We start from the raw sequence: 14,552 nt of genomic DNA on the forward strand, positions 1-14,552 counted from the left end.
TACTGCGGGAAGATCTTTTTTATGGTTAAGCCTTTTTCACTCTTGGGCTTCTCGGTTTCTGGAATTTCTCTGCTGCTCTGATTTCTCTTCGTTCTCTTGCCAATGCTTTATAAAGAGCAGCAATCATGAGCAGGATAACAATTGAAAACGGCAGTGCCGCCAAAATCGCTGTGTTTTGCAAAGCAGCAAGTCCACCGGAATACAAGAGCGCAGCTGCCATAGCAGACTGAATGATACCCCAGCTGAATTTGACTGAGTTAGCCGGGTTTAATGAACCGTATGTCGTCTGCATACCCAGCACAAATGTCGCTGAATCAGCTGATGTGATAAAGAACACGGCGATCAGGATCAATGCCAGGATAGACGTGATCATTGTCAGCGGATAGTGATCCAGTGTTCCGAACAGCATCGTTTCAGAAGACAGCTTCGCCACATTAAAAATACCTTTTTGCTGAAGGTCCATCGCGGAAACACCGAAAATGGAGAACCATAGGAAAGCCAAAATACATGGTGCCACCAGGACGCCGATCAAAAATTCACGGATTGTCCGGCCTCGGGATACACGAGCGATGAAAATGCCGACAAATGGAGACCAGGAAATCCACCATGCCCAATAGAAAATCGTCCAGCCGTTGATCCATTCACGTTTGCCGGGATCGTTCGGCGCCAGTCTGAAGCTCATTTGAACAATGTTTTGAATATACTGTCCAATTGAATCTGTAAGTGAGTTCATGATCAAAACGGTAGGTCCGACAACCAGCATAAACAGCATCAGCAATCCGGCTAGCACCATATTGGTGTTGCTTAAATACTTAATGCCTTTTCCGAGCCCGCTCCAAGCCGATAGTAAAAAGAGCACTGTTACAATAACAATCAAAATCAATTGAACGATAAAATGATTCGGAATTCCGAATAGGTAATTCAATCCGCCGTTAATTTGAGTTGCGCCGATCCCCAGACTCGTTGCAACGCCGACAACTGTAGCGAAAACAGCGATACAGTCAATCAGTTTACCGATCGGGCCGTTTACTTTATCGCCGAGAATCGGAGTCAGTGTGCTGCTGATTAATCCAGGCGCGTCTTTGCGGAATTGAAAATATGCGATACATAATGCCACGACGGCATAAATGGCCCAAGCGTGCAGTCCCCAGTGGAAAAACGTGTACCGGAGCGCATCTCTAAAGGCTTGGGGGGTTTCTGTTTCACCTGATGGAGAGCTAATTGCGTAATGGCTGATCGGTTCAGCCGCACCATAGAACACTAAGCCGATTCCCATGCCTGCACTGAACAGCATGGCAAACCAAGATAATAACCCGAATTCCGGTTTTTCATCCGGTTTCCCCAGTTTAATTTTTCCAATCGGGCTGACAATTAAAAACAGACAGAACCCGACAAACAAAGAGACAACTAATAGATAATACCAACCAAATGAATCTGTTATAAACGATTGTGCCGATTGAGACACGTTTTGCAGGCTGTCCGGAGAAATAACGCCCCACAAAACGGCAGCGGCTGTGATGACAATCACAATCCAAAATACACTAGAAATATTCTTCAAACATTCTCACCCTCTGACTTTTTTGTGTACGCCTATATCTTCCTCGCAGGCTTAGTATGGTCGTACGATGGCAGATCATTCCTTCCTGTAAATTACCCCGCAATCAGGTGAAACAAAACAAATCTCACCCTATCATTTTTGCGGGAAATTTTCAAATGTCCGGCATGCTGTAAGTGTTTGGAAAATCTCGTGTTTAAGTAAGGGAAAATCGTCCGGCATTCAGTCCGGCAAGTCTGCCCGTGACGAGCGCAGATGTAATATTGTATCCGCCTGTATAACCGTGAATATCTAAGATTTCGCCGCAAAAATACAGGCCGTCCATTTTTTTAGACGCCATCTTTTTCGGGTCAATCTCCTTCACCGATACACCGCCTCCTGTGACAAACGCTTTGTCAAGTGACAGCGTGCCGTTTGCGAGAACGGTAAATTGCTTGCAGTCTTTGACAAATTGTCTGAAAGGCTCCTTCGGCAGCTCAGAAAATGATATGTTTGGCGAAATGCCGTTTTTTTCGAGCAGGAAAAGGAGGTAGCGCTCCTGCATCCAAGGCTTCAGCACATTTTTTAACGCTTTTTTCGGCGCATCCTTCAGCTCCTTGTGCATCTTTTGGAATAACGTTTCTTCATTGATATCCGGAAACAAATCAATTCTGACGGGCACTTCAGGCTGTTTTTTCAGCTCTTTCACGATAAACTGGCTGCACCTGAGTATGGCGGGGCCTGAGAGGCCGAAATGAGTAAACAGCATGTCCATCTTATGTGTGACAATGGCTTTGCCCTTTTTGTTTAACACACTGACGGCGACATCTCTGAGCGATAAACCCTGCAATGTTTTTTTCTTAATAAACGGCTCGGCAGATGTGACGGGCACCTCTGTCGGGAACAGCTCTGTTATTGTGTGGCCTGCGGCTTCGGCCCATTCATAGCCGTCACCCGTGCTGCCGGTATGGGGAACGCTTTTTCCGCCAACCGCGATAATGACTGCCTGACTATGAATCACTTCGCCATTATTCGTTACAATGCCTGCCGCATGTCCATCTTCATATGTAACAGATTTGATTTTTTCGTTCGTTCTAATCGTCACACGCAGCTGTTTCAGCCTGTTTAACAGCGCGTCGACAACACTTTGCGCTTTGTCTGTCACCGGAAACATCCGGCCGTGATCCTCTTCCTTCAGTTTGATCCCGAGATTTTCAAAAAACTTGATAATATCTTCATTATTAAATTCGGAAAACGCACTGTATAAAAAACGGCCGTTGCCGGGGATGTGCTTAATAATTTCTTCGACAGGAAGGCGGTTCGTCACATTGCAGCGGCCGCCACCGGATATGGCAAGTTTGCGGCCTAACTTGTTTCCTTTATCTATTAACAAAACGTCAGCGCCCTGTTCCCCGGCTGCAATGGCAGCCATCAGACCTGAAGGGCCTCCGCCGATTACAATTACGTCATACTGCTTCATTTTTATCATCAACTTTCTTTTTACATTTCGTGTGCGGAACGCTGTCCGCAGTACTATTATAGCGAAAGACAGGTTCTGCTTAAACGTATTTTGCCGCAAACTTGTATTCTTCCCTGAGATTGCTTTTGTATTTATTACCGTCTATATGCCCATTTGTGGTAAAATAGAAAAGTTGAATCTTCGTAGAAAATGGTGATGAGGAAACATGTCAAGCAAACTGTTAAGAGGCACGTTTGTGTTAACGCTCGGTACATATATTTCACGGATACTGGGAATGGTTTATTTAATTCCTTTCAGCATCATGGTCGGAGCGACAGGCGGTGCGTTATTTCAATACGGATACAATCAATACACTTTATTTTTGAACATTGCCACAATGGGCTTTCCAGCCGCCGTTTCTAAATTTGTTTCCAAATATAATTCCAAAGGGGATTATGAAACAAGCAGAAAAATGCTGAAGGCGGGCATGTCGGTTATGCTTGTAACGGGAATGATTGCCTTTTTCATATTATATTTATCTGCTCCGTTTTTTGCGGAAATATCGCTCGGGGGCAAAGATAATAACGGTTTGACGATTGATCATGTCGTATATGTCATCCGCATGGTCAGCTTAGCGCTTTTAGTTGTGCCGATTATGAGTCTTGTGCGTGGATTTTTCCAAGGTCATCAAATGATGGGGCCGACGGCTGTCTCTCAAGTTGTTGAGCAGATTGTCCGTATTATCTTCCTATTGAGTGCTACCTTCTTGATTTTGAAAGTCTTAAACGGCGGCCTTGTGATCGCTGTCGGTTATGCAACCTTCGCAGCGCTGATCGGTGCCTTCGGCGGGCTGATCGTATTGTATATTTATTGGAACAAGCGAAAAGGCAATCTGCTGGCGATGATGCCGAATACGGGGCCTACAGCAGATTTAAGCTACAAGAAAATGTTTTTCGAGCTCTTCAGCTATGCCGCTCCCTACGTGTTTGTCGGACTAGCCATCCCTTTGTATAACTATATTGATACAAATACGTTTAACAAAGCGATGATTGAAGCGGGACATCAAGCGATCAGTCAGGACATGATGGCCATTCTGACACTTTACGTGCAGAAGCTCGTGATGATCCCGGTTTCTCTAGCGACGGCATTCGGACTGACCTTAATTCCGACGATCACAGAATCGTTTACAAGCAGAAACTACAAGCTGTTAAATCAGCAGATCAACCAGTCGATGCAGACGATCCTGTTTTTAATTATTCCTGCTGTTGTCGGTATATCGGTATTAGCAGGTCCTGTGTATACGTTCTTTTACGGATCAGAGAGCCTTCATCCTGAATTGGGGAAAGACATCCTGTTTTGGTATTCGCCGGTTGCGATCTTGTTCTCTTTGTTTACTGTCAACGCCGCCATTTTGCAAGGCATCAATAAGCAAAAATTTGCGGTTGTCAGTCTGGTGATTGGTGTCGTGATCAAACTTGTGCTGAATGTCCCGCTGATTAAGCTGATGCAGGCTGACGGTGCTATTTTAGCTACGGCACTCGGGTATACTGCCTCACTGATATACGGATTTACCATGATCAAACGGCATGCCGGCTATTCGTACAAAATATTAGTAAAACGGGGCGTTCTGATGCTGCTCTTGTCAGCAGTGATGGGGATAGCCGTTAAAGTCGTCCAGTGGGTGTTAAGCTTTTTCATCTCCTTCGAGGATGGCCAGCTGCACGCTGCGATCGTCGTGCTGATTGCGGCTGTGATCGGCGGAGCTGTCTACCTGTATTGCGCTTATCGTTTAGGTTTTTTACAGAAAATATTCGGCCGCCGTTTACCGGGGTTCTTAAAGAAAGGCAGACATGCCTCTGAGTAACAGAATATGTTGAAACGAGAGGGCTCGCTTGATGCGGGCTTTCTTTTATAGAAAGGAGAGAGATTGGCATGAGACTAGATAAGCTGCTTGCCAACAGCGGGTATGGCTCGAGAAAAGAGGTCAAATTGATTGTAAAAGCGGGAGCCGTCATGGTCGACGGAAAGCCGGCAAAAGATGTCAAGGCACACGTGGACCCTGATGCACAGGAGGTGACCGTTTATGGCGAGCCGATTGATTACCGCGAGTTTATTTATATCATGATGAATAAACCGCAGGGCGTGCTGTCAGCGACTGAGGACAGCCGGCAAAAGACAGTGGTCGATTTGCTGACGCCGGATGAACTTAGATTTGAGCCGTTTCCTGCCGGCCGGCTTGATAAGGATACAGAAGGATTTCTTTTGCTGACAAATGACGGTCAGCTCGCTCACAGGCTGCTATCGCCGAAAAAGCATGTTCCGAAAACGTATGAAGTCCACTTAAAGTCGCAAATTTCGCCAGAAGATATCACCAGCTTAGAGAATGGGGTATTTATTGAAGGCGGCTACAAAACAAAACCGGCACAAGCAGAAATAAAGGCAAACGACAAAGAGCATACCGTGATATATCTGACGATAACTGAAGGAAAATTTCATCAAGTCAAACAGATGGCAAATGCTGTCGGCAATGAAGTCATTTATCTAAAGCGGCTCTCAATGGGACGCGTATCCTTGGATCCTGCTCTGGCGCCGGGAGAATATCGTGAGCTTTCAGAAGAAGAACTTGAAAGGCTGAACGAGCCGCAAGCATGAAAAAATCCCGCATTTCACATGCGGGATTTTTATTATATATAAGCATACAAAAACAAGGCTGAGAACGTCCTCGCCCTGTATTATCAGGCCGCTCACAGGGCGGCCCTATGTAATTTTTAATGTTATGAGGTAATCTTTACTTTCTTTCTCGTTGTCTCCCATTTGCCACGGCTTGGACTATGAACAAGATCATTATATGCTAACACATTTAAGTCTCTTTGAATCGTTCTAGGTGTAATGCCGAATTCGTCAACCAGTTCCTGTGTTGTCACAAGACCTTTTTCTTGGATAAACATGTAAACTGATTTAATTCGAGTTAGCATACGGTTTGTTGAAGGTTTCAAAAAACCACTCCCTATCATAAGATCGGATGGACTTGACTAACCACAACTCACGAAATCAACTGCGTACGAATAGCAACTAAGGCAGACATCTGTAATGTTTAAATAATTCGCCTTCATTATACACGATTTCGCCGCAGTGAATCTAGGAATAAGTATGATAAATTTTTTCCAATTTGAGTTTGGCCGCCATCCTTGTTGGATTACTATGTACTGCAGCACAATATTATTATGGTTAAAGAAACTTTTTTTATTCTGTTTCGTATGTGACTTAGGGGGTGAGTGAGAGTGAGAATGTTGTTGGAAGCATCGATAGAGCAAGCAGGGTATACAAGCCGAAAAAAAGTGCTCACCGATGTTTTATTGGAAGTCAGAGAAGGGGAGCTTGTCGGATTAATTGGAGCGAACGGAGCTGGGAAAAGTACAGCCATCAAGGCGATACTCGGACTCTCGCAAGACTTTAAAGGGACTATCGCTTGGAATGATTGCTCGTTTGCTTATATTCCGGAGCACCCGTCCTTTTATGAGGAATTAACGCTGTGGGAGCATCTCGATCTGATCAGTACTTTGCACGGCATTGATCAGAGTGAATTCGAATATCGGTCTCAAAGTCTTCTTGAAACCTTTTCGCTTGATCATGTCAAGCATGAGCTGCCGGTGACATTTTCAAAGGGCATGCAGCAAAAGCTGATGCTGATTCAGGCCTTTCTTTCTAAGCCTGATATGTATGTGATTGATGAACCGTTTATCGGCCTTGACCCGATTTCGACAAAACGCTTTGTGGACATGCTGAAGGCTGAGAAAGAAAGGGGAGCTGGCATTCTCATGTGCACACACGTACTTGATACCGCTGAAAAAATCTGCGACAGGTTTTACATGATTGATAAAGGTTCTTTGTTTCTTCATGGAACTTTAAAGGATATTCAAGCGCAGACAGGGTTAGACGGGCAGTCATTGCTTGACTGTTTTTATACGGCGATTCAAGGAGGAAAGGCATGAAGGGGCGGTCTCTCTTTATTCGAAGATGGCTGGATTTTTATCGATATCAGTTTAAGGTGCTGCATGCTGTCATTGATTGGACGGTTGCGCTCTACATTGTCCTGCCGGCGCTTGCTTTTGTGATTTATCAGTATGTGGAGTGGGCGAACGGAAGCGGCCTTCTTTACGAGTGGTCTGAGAGGGTCGAATGGAGATGGTTATACGCTGTCGGTATACTGATTGTTTGTACAGGCTCCATACATACGTTTTTACTGGAAGCGGACCAAGTGTTTTTACTGCAAAAGAAAGCGATCATACGCCAGATGAAACAATACGCATTGGTGTATTCCTTATTGTTTACGCTCGCCAAATGGCTCCTGCTCTTTTTTCTTTTACTTCCCTTTATCATTGATTCTGTTCGCGTCACGATTTCAGAAAGCGCTTCTCTATTGATCTATACATTCGGTCTTCATACGGTCTTTTTATCTTTGAAGCAGGAAAGGATCAGAAAACCAAGATCTATTTGGAGGCAGATCACGGATTTTATTCTCAAGGCTGTGCTCTTTGCGTGTTCGTTTCTCATGATTACCTTTACTGAGTGGCACTTGCTTTCGCTTGTCGGTGTTATGTTTTTTATTTTTGCTTACATACGTAGTTTGAAAAAGACGGCTTCGTTTTTGGCTTTTGAGGCTGAGGTGCTTGAGGAGAGAAAAATCAGGCTCACTCTTGCAGGTCTTGTAATGATGACAAGCCAGGATGTGAGAATGCCGAGAGTAAAGGACAGGATGAGGAGAAAACCACTATTATTCCGGAATTCAAAAAGGATATTTAAGAAACGGACAACGTATACAATCTATAAAGAACTGTTTTTTAAAGTCATGCTGAGGAATGGGGAGTATGCGAGGCATCTGTATATGCTTTTGTCGGCTTTTACAATTTTAACAGTCGTTTCCCCCATCTTTCTTAAGGTGATGGCGCTGCTGGTTTATACAGGTGTTTGCCGTTACGTGCTTTCGCTAATTTTTGACAAAGTGATGGATGCGCCGATCTTAATTGGAGCTGATAAGGAAAGTGACGAATATTACCGGGCCAGAAAAAGCTGTGTGAACACGCTGCACTATGCTTGTGTTTCCTGCTGCTTTTTAGCGGCCATTATCTCTTTTTTGATGAAATAAAAACCCAAACGGATGCCGTTTGGGTTTTCTGTATGTTATAGAATAAATAGCTGGATGAAAAACAGAACGGCAAAAACAAGGACGAGCGGATGAATGTCTCTCCATTTTCCCCGTGCTGCTTTCACAATCGGATACGAAATAAAGCCAAGGGCAATTCCTGTGGAAATGCTTGATGTAAGAGGCATGGTCAGAACAACGAGAAATGCCGGAAATGCCTCGTCCATCTCCTTCCAGTTAATATTCGACACCGAACCCATCATCAGGCTGCCGACAATAATCAAAGCCGGTGAGGTGATGGCGGATATGCCGGATAAGGCGCTGACAAGCGGACTGAAAAACATCGAAGCTGCAAACAATACCGCGACAGTGAAAGACGTAAGACCTGTTCTTCCCCCGGCTGCGACGCCAGCTGAAGATTCGATAAACGCGGTTGTCGGACTTGTGCCGAAAACAGCACCGACTGTGGTCGCCGTTGAATCAGCCAGCAGCGCTTTGCGCGCGTTCGGGAGCTTGTTGTTTTTCATCAATCCGGCCTGCTCGGCCACACCGATCATTGTACCGGTCGTATCAAAAATCGTTACCAGCAGAAATGAAAACACGACAGCGTACAGGCCGTGATGGATCACATCGCCAAAAGCGGAGAACGGATTTGAAATAATCAATCCCTCAGGCAAATGCGGAAAAGACATAAAGCCTTTAGGAAAATGCAGCTGGCCGGTAAAAAACGCAATCAAAGCGGTAGCCGCCATTCCGATAAATAACGCTCCGCTTACATTCAGCACCATCAAGATCACACTGATCAATAAGCCGATCAGCGTTAAGATAACCGCTGGCGAATGAAGGTTGCCGAGTGTGACCAGATTTGATTTATCAGCGGTAATAATTCCCGCCTGCCGTAAACCGATAAACGCAATAAAAAGCCCGATCCCTGTTGTGATGCCGTATTTTAAATTGTTTGGAATCGCTTCTATCAGTTGTTTTCTTAAAGGCGTTAACGATAGAATAATGAAGAGAACCCCTGCTGTGAATACTGCGCTGAAAGCTGTTGCGTACGTGATGCCGCCGCCGCTTGCGCCTACAACGTGATAGGCTAAGTAAGCGTTTAAGCCCATGCCGGGCGCAATGGCAATTGGATAATTTGCAGCCAGGGCCATCCACAGCGTTCCGACAATGGAGGCGATAATCGTTGCGGTAAAGACCTGGTCAAAAGGAACTCCGGCATTAGCTAAAATAACCGGATTCACCACTACAATATAGACCATCGTGAAAAAGGTCGTCAGTCCAGCTATGATTTCTTGTTTAATCGATGTTTGCTGCTCTTTTAGATGAAACATAGTATCCTCCAATTACGAACGTTTTAACAAAACACCATTAATATTATTCGTTTTATTTAGTTTTTGCAAGTGATTTATTGCAGAAAGGGGATCGTTATGAACTGGGAAGTCGAAGTGATCAGAAAAAAAGATGATTTGATTCGCGATACGCAGGAATTCTTGAGAATCAACAGTGTAATGGACGAGTCAACAGCCGGGCCCGGCAAACCATTTGGAGAAGGGGTAAATGCCAGCTTGACCTCTTTGCTTGAGCTTGGAGAAAAAGAAGGATTTACCACAAAAAATCTTGACGGGTTCGCCGGTCATATCGAATGGGGTGAGGGTGAAGACATTGTCGGCGTTCTATGCCATGTTGATGTTGTACCGCCCGGAGACGGATGGACAAGCGAACCGTTTTCAGCGGAGATCCGCAACGGACGGATTTATGCAAGGGGCGCCATTGACGACAAAGGTCCGACGATGGCTGCGTTCTACGCGCTGAAAATCGTCAAAGACATGAATCTGCCGCTGTCCAAACGTGTCAGAATCATTATCGGAACAGATGAAGAAAGTGATTGGAGATGTGTGGAGCATTATTTCAAGCACGAAGAAATGCCGACTCTCGGTTTTGCGCCAGATGCTGACTTCCCGATTATTAACGCGGAAAAAGGGATTATTGATGCTTCACTGTTCATCCCGCACCATACAAATAAAGCCGCTTCAGAAATAGTTCTTGCCTCGTTTACATCAGGTCTTCGCTTAAACATGGTGCCAGACGCTGCGGAAGCCGTTCTCGAAGGATCAAATATAGAAGAGGTTCTTGCCTCATTTCAAGACATGCTCCGCGCGACGGATCAAAAAGGTGCAGCTGAGATTGAGAACGGTCAGCTGATATTGCGCATGCACGGACTTTCCTGCCATGCGATGGAACCAAACAATGGAGTGAATGCCGGCATCAAACTGGCAGAATTTTTAAGCCAAACTGAGCTGGATGAAGCAGGACAGCGTTTTGTTCAAGTTGTGACAGATAAATTCACAGATGATACAAGAGGAAAGAAACTGAATATCGCCTGTGAGGATGACATTAGCGGAGAGCTGACATTAAATGTCGGAACACTGCGCTATACAGAAGGGCAAGGAGGCGAGCTCGGAATCAATATCCGCTATCCTGTAACAGCAGAAAGCAAAATGATCCGCGATGCATTTGAAAGCGCAAGTGAATTTGAGCTTGGAGAATTTAAAGACAGCAAGCCCCATCATGTATCAGCAGACCATCCGCTAGTCAAAACGCTGCAAAAGGTATATGAAGGCCAATTGGGCAAAAAAGCTGATTTAATTTCAATCGGCGGGGGAACTTACGCGAGATCTTTGGAGGCCGGCGTTGCATTCGGACCGCTGTTCCCCGGACGTCCCGACAGTGCGCATCAAAAGGACGAATATATTGAAATTGATGACCTCCTCAGAGCGACTGCTTTATATGCGCAGGCCATCTACGAACTTGCAAAATAAAAGGACCGGCTTCTTCTGAAGCCAGTCCTTTTTTTACACAAATGACCATAAATCAGTTGATAAATAGCGTTCTCCGGTATCAGCTGTCATACAGACAACAACTTGATCAGGAGAGAGACGTTTGGCTGCTTCAATCGCCGCGAAGCAGGCAGCGCCTGAAGAAGGCCCGACGAGAATTCCTTCCTCCGCAGCAAGGCGTCTGGTTGTCGTATACGCATCCTCATCAGTGATTTTGATAATTTCATCATACACATCTTGATTTAAAACGGGAGGAATGAAGCCTGGGCTTGTCCCAACCAGCTTATGCGCACCCGGTTTTCCGCCTGATAATACCGGGGACCCCGCAGGCTCGACAACATGAACCAAAATATCCGGAAACAGTTCTTTTAACGCTTCACCGGTTCCTGTAATGGTTCCGCCAGTACCTGAAGAAGCTACAAAAGCGCCTAGCGGTTTTCCGATTTCTTTTATTGCCCGGGCAATTTCAAGAGCAGTTGTTTTTCGATGCGCGTCAGGATTAGCAGTATTATCAAACTGCATTGGAATGAAGCTGTTCGGAATTTGTTCGGCGAGCTCTTTCGCTTTTTTTATGCTGCCGGGCATTCGTTCCGATCCGGGAGTTAACACAACCTCTGCACCATAGGCTTTGAGGAGGTTGATCCGCTCCTTCGTCATTGTATCCGGCATTACTAAAATCGCTTTATAGCCGCGGGCCGCCGCATTCATGGCGAGTCCGATTCCGGTATTTCCGCTGGTCGGCTCAATGATAACTGAGCCAGGCTTGAGTAAGCCGTTTTGTTCTGCTTCTATGATCATATTGTAAGCGGCTCTGTCTTTCACACTGCCGCTTGGATTGAAAAATTCAAGTTTTAAATAGACTTGTGCTGCGTTTTCCGGCTGAAGCCGATTCAATCTCACAAGCGGAGTATCTCCTATAAGATCAGAAGTGTTTTCAACGATTTTCAACATTGTCATTCCTTTCTGAATAAAACAAGTGTCATATAATATCCTAACATAATAAACGTTTGCGCGAGAGTGTTTTCATATGCGGTTCCTCTATTCGCGCAGCCTCTTTATTGATAAAATAATAGCAGTCAAAGAAGGGAGTGTCAGACGGATGTCAGATATCCGGCCTCATTATTTCATCGGCGTGCCCATTCCGCCGGAAATTGCAAATCCGATTTACCAGGCTGCAAAAAACGAGCCAGCGCTCACATTTCAAAAATGGGTGCACCCGCTTGACTACCATATCACGTTACTTTTTCTCGGTGCGGCGGATGAAGCGCAAATCAATCAGCTTGAAGGCTCGCTTGCCGAGATCGCTTTAGATGCCAATCCGTTTACAATTGAATTTGACAAAATAGATGTGTTCGGAGACCGAAGGCAGCCGCGCGTATTGCATTTGGAGCCGAAGAAGAATACAGCGCTCGAAACACTGAGGGAGCATACAAAACAAGCTGTTCTTCAAGCAGGCTTTAAAGTGGAAAAGAGAGCGTATCATCCCCATATGACGCTGGCAAGAAAATGGACAGGCCACGGGGGATTTCCGGCGCATATCCCGTTTAAAAGCGGTGAAGTTTCAACGGCTATTGAACGATTTTCACTATTTCAGATACACTTAAATCAATCACCAAAATATGAGGAAAAATTCAAATTTCCTTTAACTTAATTCATGCGGAGTGGAGAAACAAAATGGCACAAATCATCAAAATATATGATTATATATCGAGATACGAACTTGATCCGTACCATTATATGAATCAGTTTATACGGCTGAAAAAAGAGCGCTGGCTTTCACTATTAGAAGCAGCGGAGCGCCAGCATGAAGAAAGACAAGCCAATGCTGAACAGCCGGAACCGGTGCAGAAACGTAAGAAATTTTCATTGAAAAGAAAAAAAGAAGAGATAGAAGCCGATATACAAGAAGAGAGACACCAATGGTTTGAGGAAGAAGACGATCTAAATGTAAGGCTGCCGAAAAGCAGGATGGCACTTGCTTCCTTTTATAAAAGACATTTATATGAATTTCAGCTCAAATGGGCAAGCTCTACGCTTTCCGAGATGTCAAATCTGTCAAACCAGGTGAAGCAGGACCGCATTTTGCTTTTTCTGGCCCAGCAGCTTCCAGATTCTTATTTTATTATGTATAAGCCTGTGCTCAAAATTCAGCAGGCGGCAGTAGAATTAAGCATAGTGATCATTTCACCTCTTGACATTTACTGCGTTTCTTTTATAGATGCAGAGGAAGACAGTGTGTACATAGGATCTAAACATCGTTTTTGGGAGAAGAAAACAGGCTCTCAGACTGAATCGGTATTAAATCCGGCGTTGAGTCTGTTTCGGACGGGATCTGTTGTGTCGAAGATCGTAAAGGAAAAAGGCGCTGATATTCCGGTATCGAAATTACTCCTGAGCAGAACGTCATACATCGATTACCCCGAACCGCCGTACGGTCTGGAAATAGTGGACAAACGGGGCTTGGCGGAATGGATGGAGAAACAGAAGAAAAACACTGCTCCGATAAAACATCATCAATTAAAGGCTGCAAAGGCTTTGTTGTCTTATTGCCTGTCAGACTCCTATCGCAGACAAGAGTGGCTGGAGTAAAGCAGAACGATTTGAGCGGTTTTCTCATAACATAAGCAGGTGAGAAAGATGAGCCAATGGTTTTTTATTATTAATCCGGCAGCAGGGCACCGAAAAGGCCTGCGTGTTTGGAAGTCGATACAAAAGGAATTACTGAAACGAAAGATTGAGCACCGCTCATTTTTAACTGAGCATCCGGGACACGCCGAGGTTCTCGCCCGGCAAATTTCAACGATGCAGGAATATAAGCTGAAACGCCTGATTGTTATTGGCGGAGACGGAACGATGCACGAAGTCGTCAACGGACTGAAAGATGTTGATGATATCGAACTGAGTTTTGTGCCGGCTGGCGCGTACAATGATTTTTCCAGAGGATTCTCGATTAAGAAAATAGACCTGATTCAGGAAATCAGACAGCTGAAGCGTCCGTTAACGCGAACGTTTCATTTAGGAAGCGTTAATTTGCTTCAGGATAAATCGCAGGTTCTTTATTTTTTGAATCATATCGGAATCGGCTTTGACGCATACGTCAATAAAAAGGCATTAGAATTTCCATTCAAACGGGCGATCCATTTTCTGCGCCTCCGCTTTCTTGTCTATCCGCTATCCCATTTGTACGCGTCGGCTACCTTTAAGCCGTTTTCGTTGGCTTGTACAATTGAAGGAGAGACACAGGAATTTCATCATGTCTGGTTTGCGGTCGTCTCCAATCATCCGTTTTACGGAGGCGGCATGAAGGCGGCCCCGCTTGCGAATCCTCGCGAACAGGCATTTGATATCATCATTGTTGAGAATCTGCCGTTTTTGAAAAAGTATTGGTTTTTATGCTTGATGACATTTGGAAAACACACCAAAATGGACGGCGTGACGATGTTTAAAGCGAAAGACATTATGTTTTACACGAAGGACAAAATTCCGTTCCATGCTGACGGAGAAATCATGGGTACAACCCCATTCCGTCTGGCATCGAGTCCCTCACCGTTACGGATCAAAACATAAACGTTT

The 14,552-nt window shown here is 45.0% G+C and carries 13 protein-coding genes; 8 read left to right on the forward strand and 5 right to left on the reverse strand.

Features of this window, described 5'->3' with window-relative positions; genetic code table 11:
* Positions 1-25: 25 nt before the first annotated feature.
* Complete coding sequence (gene opuD, locus NST16_RS03175; RefSeq protein ID WP_229146468.1) at positions 26-1,558, reverse strand: glycine betaine transporter OpuD; 1,533 nt, start codon at positions 1,556-1,558, stop codon at positions 26-28.
* A gap of 193 nt (positions 1,559-1,751) precedes the next feature.
* A complete protein-coding gene (locus NST16_RS03180; protein WP_010331531.1) occupies positions 1,752-3,014 on the reverse strand; it encodes a BaiN/RdsA family NAD(P)/FAD-dependent oxidoreductase in 1,263 nt (420 codons plus the stop codon).
* A gap of 205 nt (positions 3,015-3,219) precedes the next feature.
* Between NST16_RS03180 and NST16_RS03185 the strand changes: the two genes are divergently transcribed.
* On the forward strand, positions 3,220-4,857 hold the full coding sequence (locus NST16_RS03185) for a putative polysaccharide biosynthesis protein (RefSeq protein ID WP_340883874.1): 1,638 nt from the start codon (positions 3,220-3,222) through the stop codon (positions 4,855-4,857).
* A gap of 68 nt (positions 4,858-4,925) precedes the next feature.
* Entirely contained in the window at positions 4,926-5,645 is a 720-nt protein-coding gene (locus NST16_RS03190; protein WP_268445368.1) for a pseudouridine synthase, read from the forward strand.
* A gap of 122 nt (positions 5,646-5,767) precedes the next feature.
* Here NST16_RS03190 and NST16_RS03195 read toward each other — a convergent pair whose 3' ends face one another.
* Entirely contained in the window at positions 5,768-5,989 is a 222-nt protein-coding gene (locus tag NST16_RS03195; RefSeq protein ID WP_003152337.1) for a DeoR family transcriptional regulator, read from the reverse strand.
* A gap of 285 nt (positions 5,990-6,274) precedes the next feature.
* On the opposite strand from NST16_RS03195, the gene NST16_RS03200 reads away from it, so the two are divergent.
* The gene (locus NST16_RS03200) at positions 6,275-6,985 is read left to right on the forward strand and encodes an ABC transporter ATP-binding protein (protein WP_168748550.1); all 711 of its coding nucleotides are present in this window, start codon (positions 6,275-6,277) and stop codon (positions 6,983-6,985) included.
* Positions 6,982-8,139: an ABC transporter permease gene (locus tag NST16_RS03205; RefSeq protein WP_340883878.1), complete on the forward strand. Its 1,158-nt coding sequence runs from the start codon at positions 6,982-6,984 to the stop codon at positions 8,137-8,139. Before NST16_RS03200 ends, NST16_RS03205 begins: the two co-directional genes overlap by 4 nt.
* Positions 8,140-8,174: 35 nt before the next feature.
* Here NST16_RS03205 and pbuO read toward each other — a convergent pair whose 3' ends face one another.
* Entirely contained in the window at positions 8,175-9,473 is a 1,299-nt protein-coding gene (gene pbuO / locus NST16_RS03210) for a hypoxanthine/guanine permease PbuO (RefSeq protein WP_268445377.1), read from the reverse strand.
* Positions 9,474-9,569: 96 nt separating this feature from the next.
* Here pbuO and pepV point away from each other — a divergent pair, with 96 nt between their 5' ends.
* On the forward strand, positions 9,570-10,961 hold the full coding sequence (pepV, locus tag NST16_RS03215; protein WP_340883881.1) for a dipeptidase PepV: 1,392 nt from the start codon (positions 9,570-9,572) through the stop codon (positions 10,959-10,961).
* A gap of 33 nt (positions 10,962-10,994) precedes the next feature.
* Here the strand turns inward: pepV and cysK are convergent, their stop codons facing one another.
* Positions 10,995-11,930, reverse strand: coding sequence for a cysteine synthase A (cysK, locus tag NST16_RS03220; protein ID WP_029441392.1), 936 nt, complete (start codon positions 11,928-11,930; stop codon positions 10,995-10,997).
* A 148-nt stretch (positions 11,931-12,078) separates the two neighbouring features.
* Between cysK and thpR the strand changes: the two genes are divergently transcribed.
* From thpR to NST16_RS03235, 3 genes are read left to right on the forward strand one after another with little or no spacing between them, the layout of a single operon-like run.
* On the forward strand, positions 12,079-12,630 hold the full coding sequence (gene thpR, locus NST16_RS03225) for an RNA 2',3'-cyclic phosphodiesterase (RefSeq protein ID WP_340883884.1): 552 nt from the start codon (positions 12,079-12,081) through the stop codon (positions 12,628-12,630).
* Positions 12,631-12,653: 23 nt separating this feature from the next.
* Entirely contained in the window at positions 12,654-13,568 is a 915-nt protein-coding gene (locus NST16_RS03230; RefSeq protein WP_229146475.1) for a hypothetical protein, read from the forward strand.
* Between the two features lie 48 nt (positions 13,569-13,616).
* On the forward strand, positions 13,617-14,546 hold the full coding sequence (locus NST16_RS03235) for a YegS/Rv2252/BmrU family lipid kinase (protein ID WP_268450742.1): 930 nt from the start codon (positions 13,617-13,619) through the stop codon (positions 14,544-14,546).
* Positions 14,547-14,552 lie beyond the last annotated feature (6 nt).

This window comes from Bacillus sp. FSL K6-1005, assembly GCF_038000225.1.
Taxonomy (GTDB): Bacteria; Bacillota; Bacilli; order Bacillales; family Bacillaceae; genus Bacillus; species Bacillus mojavensis.

Coding starts and splice junctions, on each gene's coding strand:
- NST16_RS03205 (WP_340883878.1), top strand. CDS start 6,982: ATGAAGGGGCGGTCTCTCTTTATTCGAAGATGGCTGGATTTTTATCGA.
- NST16_RS03230 (WP_229146475.1), top strand. CDS start 12,654: ATGGCACAAATCATCAAAATATATGATTATATATCGAGATACGAACTT.
- cysK (WP_029441392.1), bottom strand. CDS start 11,930: ATGTTGAAAATCGTTGAAAACACTTCTGATCTTATAGGAGATACTCCG.
- NST16_RS03180 (WP_010331531.1), bottom strand. CDS start 3,014: ATGAAGCAGTATGACGTAATTGTAATCGGCGGAGGCCCTTCAGGTCTG.
- thpR (WP_340883884.1), top strand. CDS start 12,079: ATGTCAGATATCCGGCCTCATTATTTCATCGGCGTGCCCATTCCGCCG.
- NST16_RS03185 (WP_340883874.1), top strand. CDS start 3,220: ATGTCAAGCAAACTGTTAAGAGGCACGTTTGTGTTAACGCTCGGTACA.
- NST16_RS03190 (WP_268445368.1), top strand. CDS start 4,926: ATGAGACTAGATAAGCTGCTTGCCAACAGCGGGTATGGCTCGAGAAAA.
- pbuO (WP_268445377.1), bottom strand. CDS start 9,473: ATGTTTCATCTAAAAGAGCAGCAAACATCGATTAAACAAGAAATCATA.
- NST16_RS03235 (WP_268450742.1), top strand. CDS start 13,617: ATGAGCCAATGGTTTTTTATTATTAATCCGGCAGCAGGGCACCGAAAA.
- pepV (WP_340883881.1), top strand. CDS start 9,570: ATGAACTGGGAAGTCGAAGTGATCAGAAAAAAAGATGATTTGATTCGC.